Annotated in this window: 11 protein-coding genes and 2 pseudogenes; 6 read left to right on the top strand and 7 right to left on the bottom strand. The window is 65.9% G+C overall.

All coding sequences use genetic code 11. From position 1 onward, the window contains the following. Positions 1–122 precede the first annotated feature (122 nt). Entirely contained in the window at positions 123–2,075 is a 1,953-nt protein-coding gene (htpG, locus tag B4U45_RS04195) for a molecular chaperone HtpG (RefSeq protein WP_075545439.1), read from the top strand. 16 nt (positions 2,076–2,091) lie between these two features. Here the strand turns inward: htpG and B4U45_RS04190 are convergent. Beyond that, positions 2,092–2,514 (bottom strand): annotated as a pseudogene (locus B4U45_RS04190) (aldo/keto reductase); the annotation flags it as partial. Between the two features lie 48 nt (positions 2,515–2,562). Here B4U45_RS04190 and B4U45_RS04185 point away from each other — a divergent pair. After that, a complete protein-coding gene (locus B4U45_RS04185) occupies positions 2,563–4,737 on the top strand; it encodes a serine/threonine-protein kinase (RefSeq protein WP_306770971.1) in 2,175 nt (724 codons plus the stop codon). A 47-nt stretch (positions 4,738–4,784) separates the two neighbouring features. Here the strand turns inward: B4U45_RS04185 and B4U45_RS04180 are convergent, their stop codons facing one another. Beyond that, entirely contained in the window at positions 4,785–5,426 is a 642-nt protein-coding gene (locus B4U45_RS04180; RefSeq protein ID WP_241780147.1) for a TetR/AcrR family transcriptional regulator, read from the bottom strand. A 98-nt stretch (positions 5,427–5,524) separates the two neighbouring features. Beyond that, on the bottom strand, positions 5,525–6,748 hold the full coding sequence (locus tag B4U45_RS04175; RefSeq protein ID WP_075545500.1) for an alkane 1-monooxygenase: 1,224 nt from the start codon (positions 6,746–6,748) through the stop codon (positions 5,525–5,527). A gap of 310 nt (positions 6,749–7,058) precedes the next feature. Here B4U45_RS04175 and glgX point away from each other — a divergent pair, with 310 nt between their 5' ends. Together glgX and B4U45_RS04165 are read left to right on the top strand one after the other, a co-directional pair. Continuing rightward, positions 7,059–9,245, top strand: a complete 2,187-nt coding sequence (glgX, locus tag B4U45_RS04170) for a glycogen debranching protein GlgX (protein ID WP_075545501.1) — start codon at positions 7,059–7,061, stop codon at positions 9,243–9,245. 160 nt (positions 9,246–9,405) lie between these two features. Further along, positions 9,406–10,184: pseudogene (locus B4U45_RS04165) on the top strand (SDR family oxidoreductase). A gap of 100 nt (positions 10,185–10,284) precedes the next feature. On the opposite strand, the gene B4U45_RS04160 reads toward B4U45_RS04165, so the two are convergent. From B4U45_RS04160 to B4U45_RS04150, 3 genes are read right to left on the bottom strand one after another with little or no spacing between them, the layout of a single operon-like run. After that, entirely contained in the window at positions 10,285–11,313 is a 1,029-nt protein-coding gene (locus B4U45_RS04160) for an acyl-CoA dehydrogenase family protein (protein WP_075545442.1), read from the bottom strand. Then, entirely contained in the window at positions 11,310–12,449 is a 1,140-nt protein-coding gene (locus B4U45_RS04155) for an acyl-CoA dehydrogenase family protein (protein WP_075545502.1), read from the bottom strand. The genes B4U45_RS04160 and B4U45_RS04155 overlap by 4 nt, the downstream gene beginning before the upstream one ends. Next, a complete protein-coding gene (locus B4U45_RS04150; RefSeq protein WP_075545443.1) occupies positions 12,449–13,225 on the bottom strand; it encodes a crotonase/enoyl-CoA hydratase family protein in 777 nt (258 codons plus the stop codon). The genes B4U45_RS04155 and B4U45_RS04150 overlap by 1 nt, the downstream gene beginning before the upstream one ends. A 111-nt stretch (positions 13,226–13,336) precedes the next feature. On the opposite strand from B4U45_RS04150, the gene B4U45_RS04145 reads away from it, so the two are divergent. Further along, entirely contained in the window at positions 13,337–14,155 is an 819-nt protein-coding gene (locus B4U45_RS04145) for an SDR family NAD(P)-dependent oxidoreductase (protein WP_075545444.1), read from the top strand. Between the two features lie 5 nt (positions 14,156–14,160). Here the strand turns inward: B4U45_RS04145 and B4U45_RS04140 are convergent, their stop codons facing one another. Beyond that, the gene (locus tag B4U45_RS04140; protein ID WP_240316454.1) at positions 14,161–14,478 is read right to left on the bottom strand and encodes a hypothetical protein; all 318 of its coding nucleotides are present in this window, start codon (positions 14,476–14,478) and stop codon (positions 14,161–14,163) included. Between the two features lie 19 nt (positions 14,479–14,497). Between B4U45_RS04140 and B4U45_RS04135 the strand changes: the two genes are divergently transcribed. Continuing rightward, positions 14,498–14,725 (top strand): hypothetical protein, encoded by a 228-nt coding sequence (locus tag B4U45_RS04135; protein WP_162877233.1) that lies wholly within the window; start codon positions 14,498–14,500, stop codon positions 14,723–14,725. Positions 14,726–14,917 lie beyond the last annotated feature (192 nt).

Here is a 14,917-nt window from a genome sequence, read left to right as displayed (position 1 = left end):
GCTGGAACTCGGCGCGAACAACGGCATCGCCACCCGCTTTCGAGGGGTTGGTGCACACCCCCAGCCCACGGCCGGCTGGCGGCTCGCTAAATTCGAGACGCGATCTCGTCGGAAGGAATGTCATGAACGCGCATGTCGAGCAGCTGGAGTTTCAGGCGGAGGCCCGGCAACTGCTGGATCTGATGGTCCATTCGGTGTACTCCAACAAGGATTCGTTCCTGCGGGAGTTGATCTCTAATGCGTCCGATGCGCTGGACAAGCTGCGGATCGAAGCCTTACGCAACAAGGAACTGAACGCCGACACCTCCGATCTGCACATCCAGCTCGAAGTGGACAAAGGTGCAAGGACTCTTACCGTTCGCGACAACGGCATCGGAATGACGCGCGCCGAGGTCGTCGACCTGATCGGCACGCTGGCCAAGTCGGGCACCGCCGAGCTCCGACAGCAACTCAGGGAGGCCAAGAACCTCAAGAACGACGCCGCCTCCGAGGAGTTGATCGGTCAGTTCGGCATCGGGTTCTACTCGTCCTTCATGGTGGCCGACAAAGTTGAACTGCTCACCCGCAAGGCCGGCGAGAGCGAGGCCACCCGGTGGGAATCCAGCGGCGACGGCACCTACACCATCGAATCCGTCGACGCAGCAGCCGCCGGGGCTGCGCAGGGAACGTCGGTCACGTTGCACCTCAAGCCCGAAGACGCCGAGAACGACCTGTTCGACTACACCTCGGAGTGGAAGATCAGGAGCCTGGTCAAGAAATACTCCGACTTCATCGCGTGGCCCATCCGGATGGAGGTCGAGAAGCGCACCCCACCCGCCCCCGACGACGAAGGTGGCGAAGAGACCGTCGGCGTCGAAACCGAGACCCTCAACTCGATGAAGGCACTTTGGGCCAGGCCCAAAGAAGAGGTCTCCGCCGAGGAGTACCAGGAGTTCTACAAGCACATCGCACACGCCTGGGACGACCCGCTGGAAGTCATCGCGATGAAGGCCGAGGGCACCTTCGAGTACCAAGCCCTGCTGTTCATCCCCAAGCACGCCCCGTTCGACCTGTTCAACCGGGATGCCAGCTTCGGAATCCAGCTCTACGTCAAGCGCGTGTTCATCATGGGCGACTGCGACCAGCTCATGCCCGAATACCTGCGCTTCGTCAAGGGTGTGGTCGACGCACAGGACATGTCGCTCAACGTGTCCCGAGAAATCCTGCAGCAGGATCGCCAGATCAAGGCCATCCGCCGCCGCCTGACCAAGAAGGTCCTGGCCACCATCAAGGACCTGCAGGGCGAGCGCCCGGAGGACTATCGCACCTTCTGGACCCAGTTCGGCAAGGTCGTCAAGGAGGGTCTGCTGTCGGACTTCGACAACCGGGAAACCCTGCTGCAGATCTCATCCTTCGCCTCGACCCACAGCGAGGAGGAAGCCACCACGCTGGCCGAGTACGTGTCGCGCATGAAGGAGGGCCAGGAGCAGATTTTCTACGCCACCGGGGAGTCGCGTCAGCAGATCCTGAGGTCCCCGCATCTCGAGGCGTTCAAAGCCAAGGGCTACGAGGTGCTGCTGCTCACCGACCCGGTCGACGAAGTGTGGGTCGGGGTGGTCAGCGAGTTCGACGGCAAGCCGCTGCAGTCGGTCGCCAAAGGCGAGGTGGACCTGGACTCCGCCGAGGACCAGAGCGAGGCCGAGCGCGAGGAGCAGCAGAAGGAGTTCGCCGACCTGCTCACCTGGCTGAAGGAGACCTTGAGCGAACACGTCAAGGAAGTGCGGTTGTCGACGCGGCTGACTGAGTCGCCGGCCTGCCTGATCACCGACGCCTTCGGGATCACCCCGGCGCTGGCCCGCATCTACCGGGCATCGGGTCAGGAAGTTCCGGTCGGCAAGCGGATCTTGGAGCTCAACCCCGATCACCCGCTGGTGACCGGCCTGCGTCAAGCACACCAAGACCGCGGTGACGATCCCTCGTTGCCGGAGACCGCGGAATTACTTTACGGCACAGCACTTTTGGCCGAAGGCGGAACGCCAGAGGATCCGGCGCGGTTCGCGGAGCTACTCGCCAGCCGGCTGACCCGCACGATTTAGTTTTAGCCGGCGACGGCGCCAGCGGGCTGTAGGCGATGACGCCGCGGTTCTCCCGCTCGGCGAACGGAACCAGGTCGTCGAGCGCGCCCGGGTGGGCAAGGGAGAAATGCACCTGGTTGCTGACGACCGGGCGGCCAAGCGCGGCGTCGGCCTTGCGCCATCGGGCCAGCGAGTAGTTGGACACGCCGGCCGCGCCGATCTTGCCGCCGTCGAGAAGCTCGCGCATTCCGGGCATGATCACCGAATCGGGGACCACCGGATTGGGCTGGTGAACCTGGTAGAGCGGGATGCGGTCGAGCTGCAGCCGCCGGGCGCTGGCCTGCGCGCGCTGGTTGACGACGGCGGGAAACGGCGCGACCGGGAAGATCTTGCTGGCCACCGCGACCTCGCCGCGGCGGTCGCCGAGTGCTTCGCCGAGGATCCGTTCGCTTTTGCCGAGCCGCCGATACGGCTAACTTTTCCCATTCCGTCGCCGTCGAGATATTTCATGTTTCCCACCGTACTGAGGTCGGCACGTTCGATTCGGTGCGACCATGGGTGCGGGCAATCATCCCATGGCAAGGCGGTGGTCATGGCACAAGACCGGTTGCGGCCGGGTCAGGTCTTCGCCGGCTATCGGATTGAGCGACTGCTCGGCGTAGGCGGAATGGGCGCGGTCTACCTGGCTCACCACCCCAATCTGCCGAAACTGGTCGCGTTGAAGCTACCGATGCGCCACATGAGCGACGACGACCATGTGCGTGCCCGTTTCTTGCGCGAAGCCGACCACGTCGCACGCCTGGACCATCCCAATATCGTCGCCGTTTACGACCGCGGTGATCAGGACGGGCAGTTGTGGATCGCGATGCAATACATCGACGGCTCCGACGCCGCGGCGGCGCTGCGCGACGGCCCCCTGCCGGTCGCTCGGGCCGTACGGATCATCGCCGAGACCGCCAAGGCACTGGACTTCGCCCACGCCGCCGCCGTGCTGCACCGCGACGTCAAACCCGCCAACATCATGCTCACCCGGCCTGCGGCAGGCGAGCCCGAACGAGTGTTGCTCGCCGACTTCGGCATCGCCAAAGCCCTCGATGACCGCACCGGGCTCACCGTGACGGGCATGTTCCACGGCAGCCTGCAATACGCCGCCCCGGAACAATTCGACCCCTCGATCACCCTGGATGCCCGCGCCGATCAGTACGCGCTGGGCTGCACCCTCTACCACCTGCTGACCGGGTCCACACCCTATCCAGGCCATACTCCCGAACAGTTGATGCACGCACACCTGCAGCTGCCCGCGCCCCGTCCCAGCCACAGCCCCGCCGCACCGCAAACCGGCATACCCGAGGCTATGGATGAGGTCATCCAGCGCGCCCTCGCCAAAGACCGCACCCAGCGGTACCCCACCTGCGGCGCACTGGCCGCCGACGCACAGCACGCTCTCGACTCCGCCCCCGCCGACGCGACCGTCGCAGCGGCAGTCGACCCTACCCGCCCACGCCCGCAGGCACCGCGGCACGACCCGACCCCGCAACAAAACATCCGGGTAAGACACAACCGGCTGATCGCAGCCCTCGTTGTCCTGCTTGTCGCAGCCGCGGGTGGCGGTGCGGTGTTACTGCGTAACGTCTTGTCCGCCAAGCAGACCCGCGGAGAACTCGTACTCACCGCAGCCACCGATCCCGGCGCGAACCCGTTCATGCCCCCCGCGGCCGCGCCGCCGCCGACCAACACCCAATCCCCACCCTCTCTGCAACCACACAACGGCGGCACCCCCATAGCCACCCAGCCACTGCCCGGCGACCGCGACGGCCTCTACGGCGGCACGCTCAACAACGCCGAATGCGACCGCGACAAAATGATCACCTTCCTGAGCAGCCACCCCGCTCAGGCAGGGGCCTTCGTGGAAGCGCTCAATAGCGATCCGAGCCTGTTCTGGAGCGGCGGTCACCCCCTCACCCCCGCCGACATCCCCACGTATTTGCGCGAACTCACCCCGGTACTACTGCGCCTAGACACCCGCGTCACCAACCACGGATTCGACGGAAGCCGCCCCACCACCCTGCAATCTGTCTTGCAAACCGGCACAGCCGCATTCGTCGACGCCCACGGAGTCCCGCGCGCCCGCTGCTACTGCGGCAACCCCCTCACCGCGCCGATCTCGCTATCAGGCGATGCCCAACCCCTCGGCACAGCCTGGCCAGGCTACGACTCCGAAGCCCTGGCGGCCGTCCAACCCAGCGCCTCAACCATTACTACCTTCGTCCTCGTCGACGTCGTGACCGGCCAAGCGTTCGACCGTCCGGCCGGAACCACCGCCACCAACGACATCCCCCGTAACCAACCCGTTCCCCCGCCCGCCGCACCTACCTTCCCGGCCGCCCAACCGGGGCCGCTCTTCAGCGGCACCTACAAGTTCGACAACGGGCCATGGACCCAACCGGTGCGTTCCGATTGCCCTGGTTGCGACGCGACGATTGTCACCCCAGGCGGTTCGGGGGTGGTGCACTGGAACGGAACCAGCTACCAGGGAACGTTGCACGTTTCGTGCGGTTCACTGGCGTTCGTGGGCACGCCCACCGTGGTCGTCAAGGGGATCGTGCAGGAATTAGCAGTCAATATCGTCGCCACCGGATGCCATCCGGTAACAAGCCGGTTGATGATCCGCGTCGGAGATTGAACGGGTAACGCCTGCCTGACAACGTGTTTCGGTCCCGGGTGCAATGGTCAATGCCGGTCGGTTTCAGACATGCGCTGGCCACCGATCGCTTCGACGAACGGCGTGAGCAGGCGCGCCATGCCCCGCGCGGCTTCGTCGGCGTCGGCCGGGGGCAGCGCGAGAAAGCTCAGGGCGGCCCGGACCACGGCCTGGCCCATCACCGTCGCGTCGTATTCGTCGGCGTTGACCCAGCTGTGCTGGAAGGTCTGCGACAGCTGGCCCGAGGCATGGTCGACCAGGAACTGGCTCTCGACCGTGATCAATCGGAGAATGTCGTTGGGTGCGTCTTCGGTTCGCAATACTTGGACAAGGGGATCATGGTCGACGCGGTCGAAGAAGTCGCGAAAGACCGTCCGCATGGCGCCGTAGCCGTCGCCGTGGTGTTCGTCTATAGCCGTTCGCATTCCGGTGACGATGGTGTCCGTCAGCCGAAGGGCATAGCTACGCGCCAGGCCGCGTCGTGACTGGAACTCGTTGTAGATGGTTCCCCTGCTGACGCCGGCCGCCGATGCCACGTCGGCCATCGTGATCGACGACCACTTCCGTTGGAGCAGTAGGCCGTGCAGCGCGTCGAGCACCCCGTTGTGCATCAGGCTCAACGCGGTGCTCTGATACGGGTTGCGGTTTCGCGATGGCTCGGTCTCGACCATGAGGCTGAGATTAGTGCGCATCGACCGTGCTTTGGGCGTCGTGCCCGCGGGGCCGGGTTCGGTACCCGCGGGCCGAGCCCGCGCATGGACGGCGGCCATCACCGGATTCCGTAGCGGGCCAGGACTTTGTCACGCTTGCGCGGATCGATGTTCACCTTGGTGATGTCACCGCCGTAGTGCTCGATTACGCGGTGGTCCATCACCTTTCGCCACAGCGGTGGGAGGTAGGTCAGGGTGATCAGGGTGGCGTACCCGCTGGGCAGGTTGGGGGCGCCGGCCATGCTGCGCAGCGTCTGATAGCGGCGCAGGGGATTGGCGTGATGATCGCTGTGCCGCTGCAGGTGGTAGAGGAAGATGTTGGTGACGATGTGGTCGGAGTTCCAGCTGTGCACCGGCGCGCACCGTTCGTAGCGCCCGGAAGCGGTTCGTTGCCGTAGCAGACCGTAGTGTTCGAGGTAGTTGACCGATTCCAGCAGCGACGCGCCGTAGAACGCCTGGATGATCAGGAACGGCAGCACCTGCCACCCGAATACGGCGGTCAGCCCGCCGAACAGGACGATCGACATGACCCAGGCGTTGAGCACGTCGTTGCGCAGGCTCCAGCTGGGCTGGTTGATCCGCTGCATGCGGGTCTTTTCCAGTTCCCAGGCCGACTTCAGTGAGCCGAACATGCTGCGCGGCAAGAACATCCAGAAGCTTTCCGCGAATCGCGCGCTGGCCGGGTCCTCCGGGGTGGCCACCCGCACGTGATGGCCGCGGTTGTGCTCGATGTAGAAGTGTCCGTACACCGTCTGGGCGAGGGTGATCTTGGACAGCCATCGCTCGAGGTTCTCGCGCTTGTGCCCCAACTCGTGGGCGGTGTTGATGCCCACCCCGCCGACGACGCCGATGGTCAGCGTCAGGCCGATCTTGGAGATCAGGCCGAGGCCGCCGCTGATGCCGAGCCAGCTCAGGTCGTCGGCCGTCCACAGGTAGCACGCCAGCACCAGGCTGACCATCTGGAACGGAATGAACGCGTAGGTGCAGTAGCGGTAGTACTTGTCGTTCTCGAGTCGCTCCATCACCTCGTCGGGCGGGTTTTGGCCATCGGGGCCGAAGAACAGGTCCAGGATGGGCAACAGGACGTAGAGCAGCAGTGGCCCTACCCACCACAACACCGGAGTGGCGGCGTTCCAGCCGAGTTTGCCGAATGCCCAGGCAACCGCGACGCTCACCGGCAACGCCGTGGGCAGGACGAGTCCCACCAGCCACAGGTGTCGCTTACGGTCTCGCCATCGTTCGACCGGAGACGCTATTACTGCTCCCATTGCGGTGGTCCCCATGATGTTTCCCTTCTGGACTAGGTCGCCGCCGGGGCGGCGGGTCTGGACTAGGTCGCCACCGGGGCGGTGGGTCGACCTGATGAACATATCAGAGAATTTGTGCAATGGGTAGATAAATCTCTAGATTTGTTCAACCTCGGTGACCGCCGACTACGGGCGCCGCAGTGCGCGCCGCCAGCCGAGTCAGCTCGGTGCTCCGCGAAATCGCTTCCCCCGCAAGGCGTTTCGTATCCGGCTGACGTCGACCGAAGCCGACGGGGATAACCTGGGCCGGGTTTGGCCGCGGCACCGACGGGGTATCAACTGCGCCATGACCAGCGCTCCCGTCGTCGCCCCCACGCCCACTCTCGAGGTTTGGCCCGGCCGGGCCTACCCGCTGGGCGCGACGTACGACGGCGCCGGCACGAATTTCGCGCTGTTCAGCGAGGTCGCCCAGCGGGTCGAGCTGTGCCTGTTCGACGCCGACGGCACCGAGACCCGGATCACCCTGCCCGAGGTCGACGCCTTTGTCTGGCACGCCTACCTGCCGACCATCGAACCCGGCCAGCGCTATGGGTATCGGGTCCACGGTCCCTACAACCCCCGCGCCGGGCACCGGTGCAATCCGAGTAAGTTGCTGCTGGACCCGTATTCGAAGGCCATCGACGGCATTTTCGACTGGAACCAGTCGCTGTTCGGTTACACCTTCGGCGACCCGGAGAGCCGCAATGAGGACGACTCGGCGGCCAGTATGCCCAAAGCCGTGGTGATCAACCCCTACTTCGACTGGGGCACCGACCGCCCGCCGAATCACCACTACGCCGACACCGTCATCTACGAGGCTCACGTCAAAGGCCTGACGCAAACGCACCCGGACATCCCGGAGCACCTACGCGGCACCTACGCCGCGGTGGCCCACCCGGCGATCGTCGAGCACCTCACCAGCATCGGTGTCACCGCGATCGAGCTGATGCCGGTGCACCACTTCGCCAACGACTCCACCCTGGTCGAGAAGGGGCTCTCGAATTACTGGGGCTACAACACCATTTCGTTCTTTGCGCCCGACCCGAAGTATTCCAGCGCCACGTCGGCAGGTGGGCAGGTGCAGGAGTTCAAGGCGATGGTGCGCACCCTGCACGAGGCGGGCATCGAGGTGATCCTCGATGTGGTCTACAACCACACCGCCGAGGGCAACCACCTGGGCCCGACGCTGTCGATGCGCGGAATCGACAACGCCGCCTACTACCGGCTGGTCGACGACGACAAGCGCTACTACCTCGACCACACCGGCACCGGCAACAGCCTCAACGTCGGTCATCCGCACTCGCTGCAGCTGATCATGGATTCGTTGCGCTACTGGGTGACCGAGATGCACGTCGACGGCTTCCGGTTCGACCTGGCCGCGACGCTGGCCCGGGAGTTCTACGAAGTCGACCGGCTGGCAACGTTTTTCGAACTCGTCCAACAGGATCCGACGGTGAGCCAGGTCAAACTCATCGCCGAGCCCTGGGATGTCGGACCCGGCGGCTACCAGGTGGGCAATTTCCCGCCGCAGTGGACGGAGTGGAACGGAAAATTCCGCGACACCGTCCGCGACTTTTGGCGCGGTGAGCCCGCCACCCTCGACGAGTTCGCTTACCGACTGTCCGGATCTGCCGATCTCTACGAGCACACCGCGCGCCGGCCGGTGGCCTCGATCAACTTCGTCACCGCCCACGACGGGTTCACGCTGCGCGACCTGGTCTCCTACAACGACAAGCACAACGAGGCCAACGGCGAGGACAACAACGACGGCGAGAGCTACAACCGCTCGTGGAACTGCGGCGTGGAGGGACCGACCGACGATCCCGGCGTCAACGAGCTGCGAAGCCGCCAGCAGCGCAACTTCCTCACCACCTTGCTGCTGTCCCAGGGCGTGCCGATGATCTGCCACGGCGACGAACTCGGACGCACCCAGAACGGGAACAACAACGGCTACTGCCAGGACAACGAAATCACCTGGGTCAATTGGGCCGAGGCCGACACCGGCCTGCTGGATTTCACCCGCGCGGTGTCGGCGCTGCGGGCCAACCATCCGGTATTTCGCAGGCGCCGGTTTTTTTCCGGCAAGCCGGTGGGCCGTCGCGGCGAGGACGGTGTGCCCGACATCGCCTGGTTCGCCGCCGACGGATCGGAGATGACCGAGGAGGACTGGGGCGCGAGCTACGCGAAATCCATCGCGGTGTTCCTCAACGGCCACGGCATCCCCGACCGCGACCTACGGGGTCAGCGGGTGCTCGACGACTCGTTCGTCCTGTGCTTCAACGCCCACCACGAGCCGATCGAATTCACCTTGCCACCAGCCAAATTCGGCGAGAGGTGGCGCACGGTGATCTACACCGGTGCCCGGCGGCTGGCGCCCTGCGACGAATTGCCCGCCGCGGCAACGCTCACCGTCGATGCGCGCAGCGCGGTGGTGCTGCAAGCCGCGAACGAATTGCCGAGCCAGTCCGCTGTCGCCGGCATTGCCGGGCAGTAGCGTTTCGGATCGGCTGCCCGACCAGCCGTCTCGCCGAGCCTGTAATTTCGCAGGCCCGTACTCGCACTTTGTCTGCAATAACACAGTTTCGGCGACCCGATACGCTGTGGCTTTGGCGGGACTCGTCGCACATGGTCAACGCTTGGGGTAGGAGGCGGCTATGTCGAAAACGGTGGTCATCGGCGCCTCGATTCGAGCGGCCTGGGGCGCTGTATCGGCATCGGACTTGCGCAGCGCGGCGACGACGTCGCGCTGCTCGCGCGGCGGCTCGAGCGAACCCAGGCCGCTGCCAACGAAGCCGGCCCCGGTGCCATTGCCCTGGAATGCGACGTCACCGACGAGGCGTCGTGCCGATCGGCTATCGCCGCGGCCGCCGAGGCGCTCGGCGGCATCGACAACCTCGTCTACGCCCCGGCCATCAGTCCACTGGTCCGCCTGGTCGATACCGATGCCGACACCTGGCGGCAAGTCTTCGACACCAACGTCATTGGTGCGGCGGTGGCGACCGCGGCAGCGGTGCCACACTTGGCCGCCGCCTCGGGCAAGGCGGTCTACTTGTCATCCGACACGGGTGGTTACACACCGCCGTGGCCCGGGCTCGGCGCGTACGGGGTCAGCAAGGCGGCTCTTCAACGGCTCGTCGAGGCATGGCGAGCCGAGCACCCCGGTATCGGGTTCACCTGCCTCATCGTGGGCGAGTGCGCCGGCGGCGAGGGCGATGCACGGACCGGAATGAACATCGGCTGGGACGGCGATCTTGCCAGGAAGGCCTATCCATTGTGGCTGTCCGCCGGCACTATGCCGGGCAAGTTAATGCCGGTCGAGGATCTGGTCAATGTGGTGCACACCATCCTGCGCACCGACGCCGCAACGTCGATGCCGATCGTGGTCGCCAGGGGGGCATCGGCTGCCGGCGGACCGGTTCTCGACGCCGGTTAGGGGGAGCCGGCCTGACGCGCAGCGTGAGCGTAACGCCAGAGCGATATCGAGCAGCGCGATTTTTCGCCGTGGCGTTACGCCCGGCGAAAAGCGCCTGGCGTCACCCGGTTATCAGGCTCCAGAGGCCGGCCGACCCCGCTTTCAGTGCCGCGCGGGTGACCTGCTCGTCCCAGTAGTGGACCGAACCGAACTCCGAGCGCCACGCCAGTGCCGCGCGGGTGTACTCGTGCAGGCGGTGTTCGTGCGTGGTACCCATCGCGCCATGGACCTGGTGAGCATTGCGCACCACGACCGAGCAGGCCTGACCCGCACACGAACGCGCAACGGCGACAAGGAAATCCAGGTTCGGCGCGGACCACTCGCTGCGAACCGCGGCGGTGAGCGCGGACTTCGTCGCGGCCCGGGCGAGGGCGGCCTCGGCGGCGATGTCGGCGATCAGGTGCTGGATCGCCTGAAATTTCGACAGCGGCCGGCCGAACTGGACCCGTGAAGTCGCATGCTCGATGGACAGCTGCACAATCCGGTCCAGTGCCGCACACACCTGGATCGCCCGCACCAGCGCAGACCTGCGCGACAGCGTCGCCACCACCGGCATGGCAACCGGAACCCCGCGCAGCACGGCGGGATCCGCCGATACCGTGTCGCGCGGTTCACCGATCAGGTTGGTACCAGCGGTGATAACGAGCGATTCTGCCGCAACGTCGGCCAGCTGGTATCCGGAGCCGGTGTGCCAGACCACCACGATCCGGTCTGCGCCGCTGGCCCAGGGCACGTCTTCGGCAATGCCCCGGTCGTCGAGCAGACACACCGTCCGCACCGCGCTGTCGGCGGGCATCCGGTTGGCCTGCAGCAGCCAGCACGCCAACAAATCGTGCTCGGCCAACGGAATTCGCACCGCATGGCGAACCGCCGCGGCAAGCAGCTCGGCCGCTTCGTACCAGCCGGCACCGCTGCCGCCGGACTCTTCGGACCCAGTGAGCCGCACCAGGCCGAGATCATCGAGGCGTCCCCACAGTGCCGCGTCACGCGCCACGCCCCCAGGATGGGTTTCGCGATAACCCGCGAAGACGGCGTCCATCATCTCGGCCAGGGCGGGGTCGACCGGGCCGGTTGGATCGACGGTCGTCATCGCAGCCCCAGCCCCCGCGCGATGACACCCCGCAACACCTCGTTGGTGCCGCCGCGCAGCGTGAACCCCGGACGCTGGTCGATCGCCCGCGACACCAGATCGGCGTAGTGCGAATCACCGCCTGCGTGGCGGTCGGCGAAGTCGGCGATGTCGCCTTCGGCGGTGGTGCCGAGCACCTTGACCACCGCCGCGGCGACGTCGGCCCGTTCATGGCGTTGCAGCGCACCCGCCACCGCGGCCGACATCTGATGCAGCCCGGCAACCCGCGCCACCAGCCGCCCCAGATTGACATCATACGAAAGCCGTTGCAGGGCCATGTTTTCGGCGGCCGAAGCCAGCAGTACGAAGGTCGACAGGAAGCGTTCGGGCCCGCTGCGCTCGAAACTCAGCTCCGATGTCACCTGCTGCCAACCGTCGCCGATTTCGCCGAACACCATGCCGTCGGGCACGAACGCTTTGTCGAGGATGACCTCGTTGAAATGGTGGTCGCCGTTCATCGAGATGATAGGACGGATCTCGACGCCGGCCGAGCGCAGATCGACGATGAACTGACTGAGCCCGGCGTGGCGATCGGCTCGATCCACCGGTGCGGTGCGGGCGAGCACGATGAATGCGTGTGCGCGATGGGCGCCCGACGTCCAGACCTTGGTGCCCGACAGCGACCAGCCGCCGGCGACGCGCTCGGCCCGGGTGCGCACACTGGCCAGGTCGGAGCCGGAATCGGGTTCGCTCATGCCGATGCCGAAAAAGCACTCGCCACGCACAATCCGCGGCAGGAAATGCGACTTCTGTTGATCGGTACCGTATTTGAGCAGCGACGGCACGATTTGGCGGTCCGCGACCCAATGCGCGGCCACCGGAGCACCGGCTGCCAGCAGTTCTTCGGTGACGACGAACCGCTCCACAAATGAGCGTCCGTGGCCGCCGTATTCGACGGGCACGGTCATGCCCAGCCAGCCGCGTGCCGCCAGCGCCGCGGTGAACTGCTCGTCCCACTGCGTCAGCCAGGCATCGACGGACGGGGTGAATGCTCCGGCGTCCAATTGCTCGGCGAGAAACGCGCGAACCTCGGCCCGCAACGCGTCGGTGCCCGAGGGGTCGACGACGGCGGGCGGCACCAACCTGGGCGGTGCCATCAACGGGTCTTCCACTTGGCGATGCGGTGCTGGTGCTCGGGGTCGCGATGGGCCAGCGGTTGCATAGCCGCGGCCATCCCCAGCGTCGACTCCAGGGATCCGGTCCGTGACTCCTGCAGCAGCCGCTTGGCCATCCGCAATGCGTGGGCGGGGTTGTTGCTGATGCGGTCGGCCAGCGCCTGTGCTTCGGCCAGCAGTTCCTCGTGTGGTACCACGCGGCTCACCATGCCCCACTGCAGGGCGGTCGGGGCGTCCACCCGGTCGCCGGTGAACGTCATCTCTGCGGCGCGTTCGTAGCCGACGATCCGCTGCAGAAACCAGGTGCCGCCGTCGCCGGGGATCAGCCCGAGCTGCACGAAGCTCTCGGCGAACCAGGCGCGTTCCGACGCGACCCGAACGTCGCACATCATCGCCAGGTCGCAGCCGGCGCCGATGGCCGGCCCGTTGATCGCGCCGATCAACGGAACCTCGAGCCGGGTCAAAGCCCGCGGGATCCGCTGGATCCCGTCGATATAGGCGTGCCGCTGATCGATCGCGTCCAGCCCGAACATCCCGTCGCGGTCGGCCATCTCCTTGACGTTGCCGCCGGCGGAGAAGATCTTGCCGGTTCCGGTCAAAATGACCGCGCAGAGGCTGGTGTCGGCGTTAGCGTCGTCGACGGCGGTTTCGAATGCGGCGATGAAATCCTTGCCGGTGATCGCGTTGCCGACATCGGGCAGGTTGATCGTCCAGACCCGGGTCGGTCCGTTGCTGGCGATGTCCAAGACGGTGCTCATGACGGAAACTGTAAGGACTCGGTCTTGCGCTAACCCGATCGCGGTGCCCGAATAGAACTGGTGGCTTTCGCCGATGCCACGTGGTGCTGGCTTCAGCGCGGAGGAGGAACCATGCCCGACGTCGCGAAGTACGGCCCGTGGGCGGTGATCGCCGGTGGTTCGGAGGGCGTAGGCGCGGAATTCGCCACGCAGTTGGCCGGTGCCGGGCTGAACCTGGTGCTGATCGCGCGCAAGCCGGGACCGCTGGCCGACACCGCGGACAGGTGCCGGGAGATCGGTGTGCAGGTGCATACGATTGCCGTGGATCTTCTTGATACTGAATCGATTTGGCGGATCAGCGCGGAAACGGCCGACCTGGAGGTCGGCCTGCTGATCTACAACGCCGGCGCCAACACCTGCCGGCAGAAGTTCCTCGACGCCGATCTGACCGACATCGCTCGAGTCGTCGACCTCAACGTGACCCGGATGCTCGAACTGGTACATCACTTCGGCCGGCCGATGCGCGCCCGCCGTCGCGGCGGCATCCTGCTGATCGGTTCGAGCGCAGCGACATACGGCTCGATGCGGCAGTCGGTGTATGCCGGCGTCAAGGCGTTCAGTCGGCTGTTCGCCGAGAGCCTGTGGCTGGAGCTGCGCGACTGCGGGGTTGACGTTCTCGAGTTGGTGCTGGGGGTGACCCGCACGCCGGCCATGGAGCGAGCCGGCCTGAACTTCGACGTGCCCGGGATCTCGGTGGCCGAACCCGCCGACGCAGCGCGCGAGGGTTTGCAGAACTTGGCATCCGGCCCGGTGTTCATCACCGGAGACAACGCCGCCGCGGTGCACCGCGGCAGTGGACCCGATCGTGCCGCGATAGTCCTCGGCGGGCACCGGCTGATGCAGAAACTCATCGGCGCCTCGCGGCGCGATGTGTCAGGAGAACGACACTGAGATCGTCAGCTGCCCGGCCCGATGACGAAGCACCGGCCGGCGCTGCTGTCGAAAAACACCTCTGCGACCGCAGATTGGTTGATGGTCGCAAACTCGAAGCGGTGTACTTGTTGCCCCGCTTCGATATCGGCTTCCTGGGACTCGATGGTGCCGTCCTTCTTGCGCACTACCGCGGTCACTTTGTCGGGCTTTGCCATGTTCTGCGGCTCATGGAAATACCACACCTCGATGCCGGCCCCGGACGACGTCGCCTGCCAGCCGTCGGAATAGAAACACGCGGGATTGCCCTCGGCGTCCGGCGGCGGCGGTGGACAGATCGACAACCCCACACACGGTGCGGTGGTGGTGGGAGCTGACGGTGACGCAGTGGTACCGGGTTGGCTGGTGCTCGCAGTGGTCGTGTTGACCGTCGTCGAGGTGGAACTCGAAGCCGACGGGCGTGGCGCCGGCTTTTGCGGCGACCCGCATGCCACGATCCCCGGCCAACTGAGCGCGAAGACGACGACCAGCAACCTGACTATCGGCATCGGATTCCTTCGGTGCTCGTCCCGCGGCCGGGTATACGGCTAGACCTATCGGCGCGTGATTGTACGCAGCACCCGGCTCGTGAATCACGAAATGCGTCGACGTCGGCCCGGCCAGGCCCGGAGTCCAAGGACCCGGGGGAGCTGGGCATTACGGCCCTAGCAGGGCCAACGTCGAGCTGGTGAACTCGATTGCGGATTCGTTGCGCTGTATCGGGCCCGGCTGTGGTGGACGTCG

Source organism: Mycobacterium persicum (assembly GCF_002086915.1).
In the GTDB taxonomy this organism is placed as follows: domain Bacteria; phylum Actinomycetota; class Actinomycetes; order Mycobacteriales; family Mycobacteriaceae; genus Mycobacterium; species Mycobacterium persicum.
Note: the sequence above shows the minus strand (reverse complement) of the source record. Positions and strands in the feature narration are given on the sequence as shown.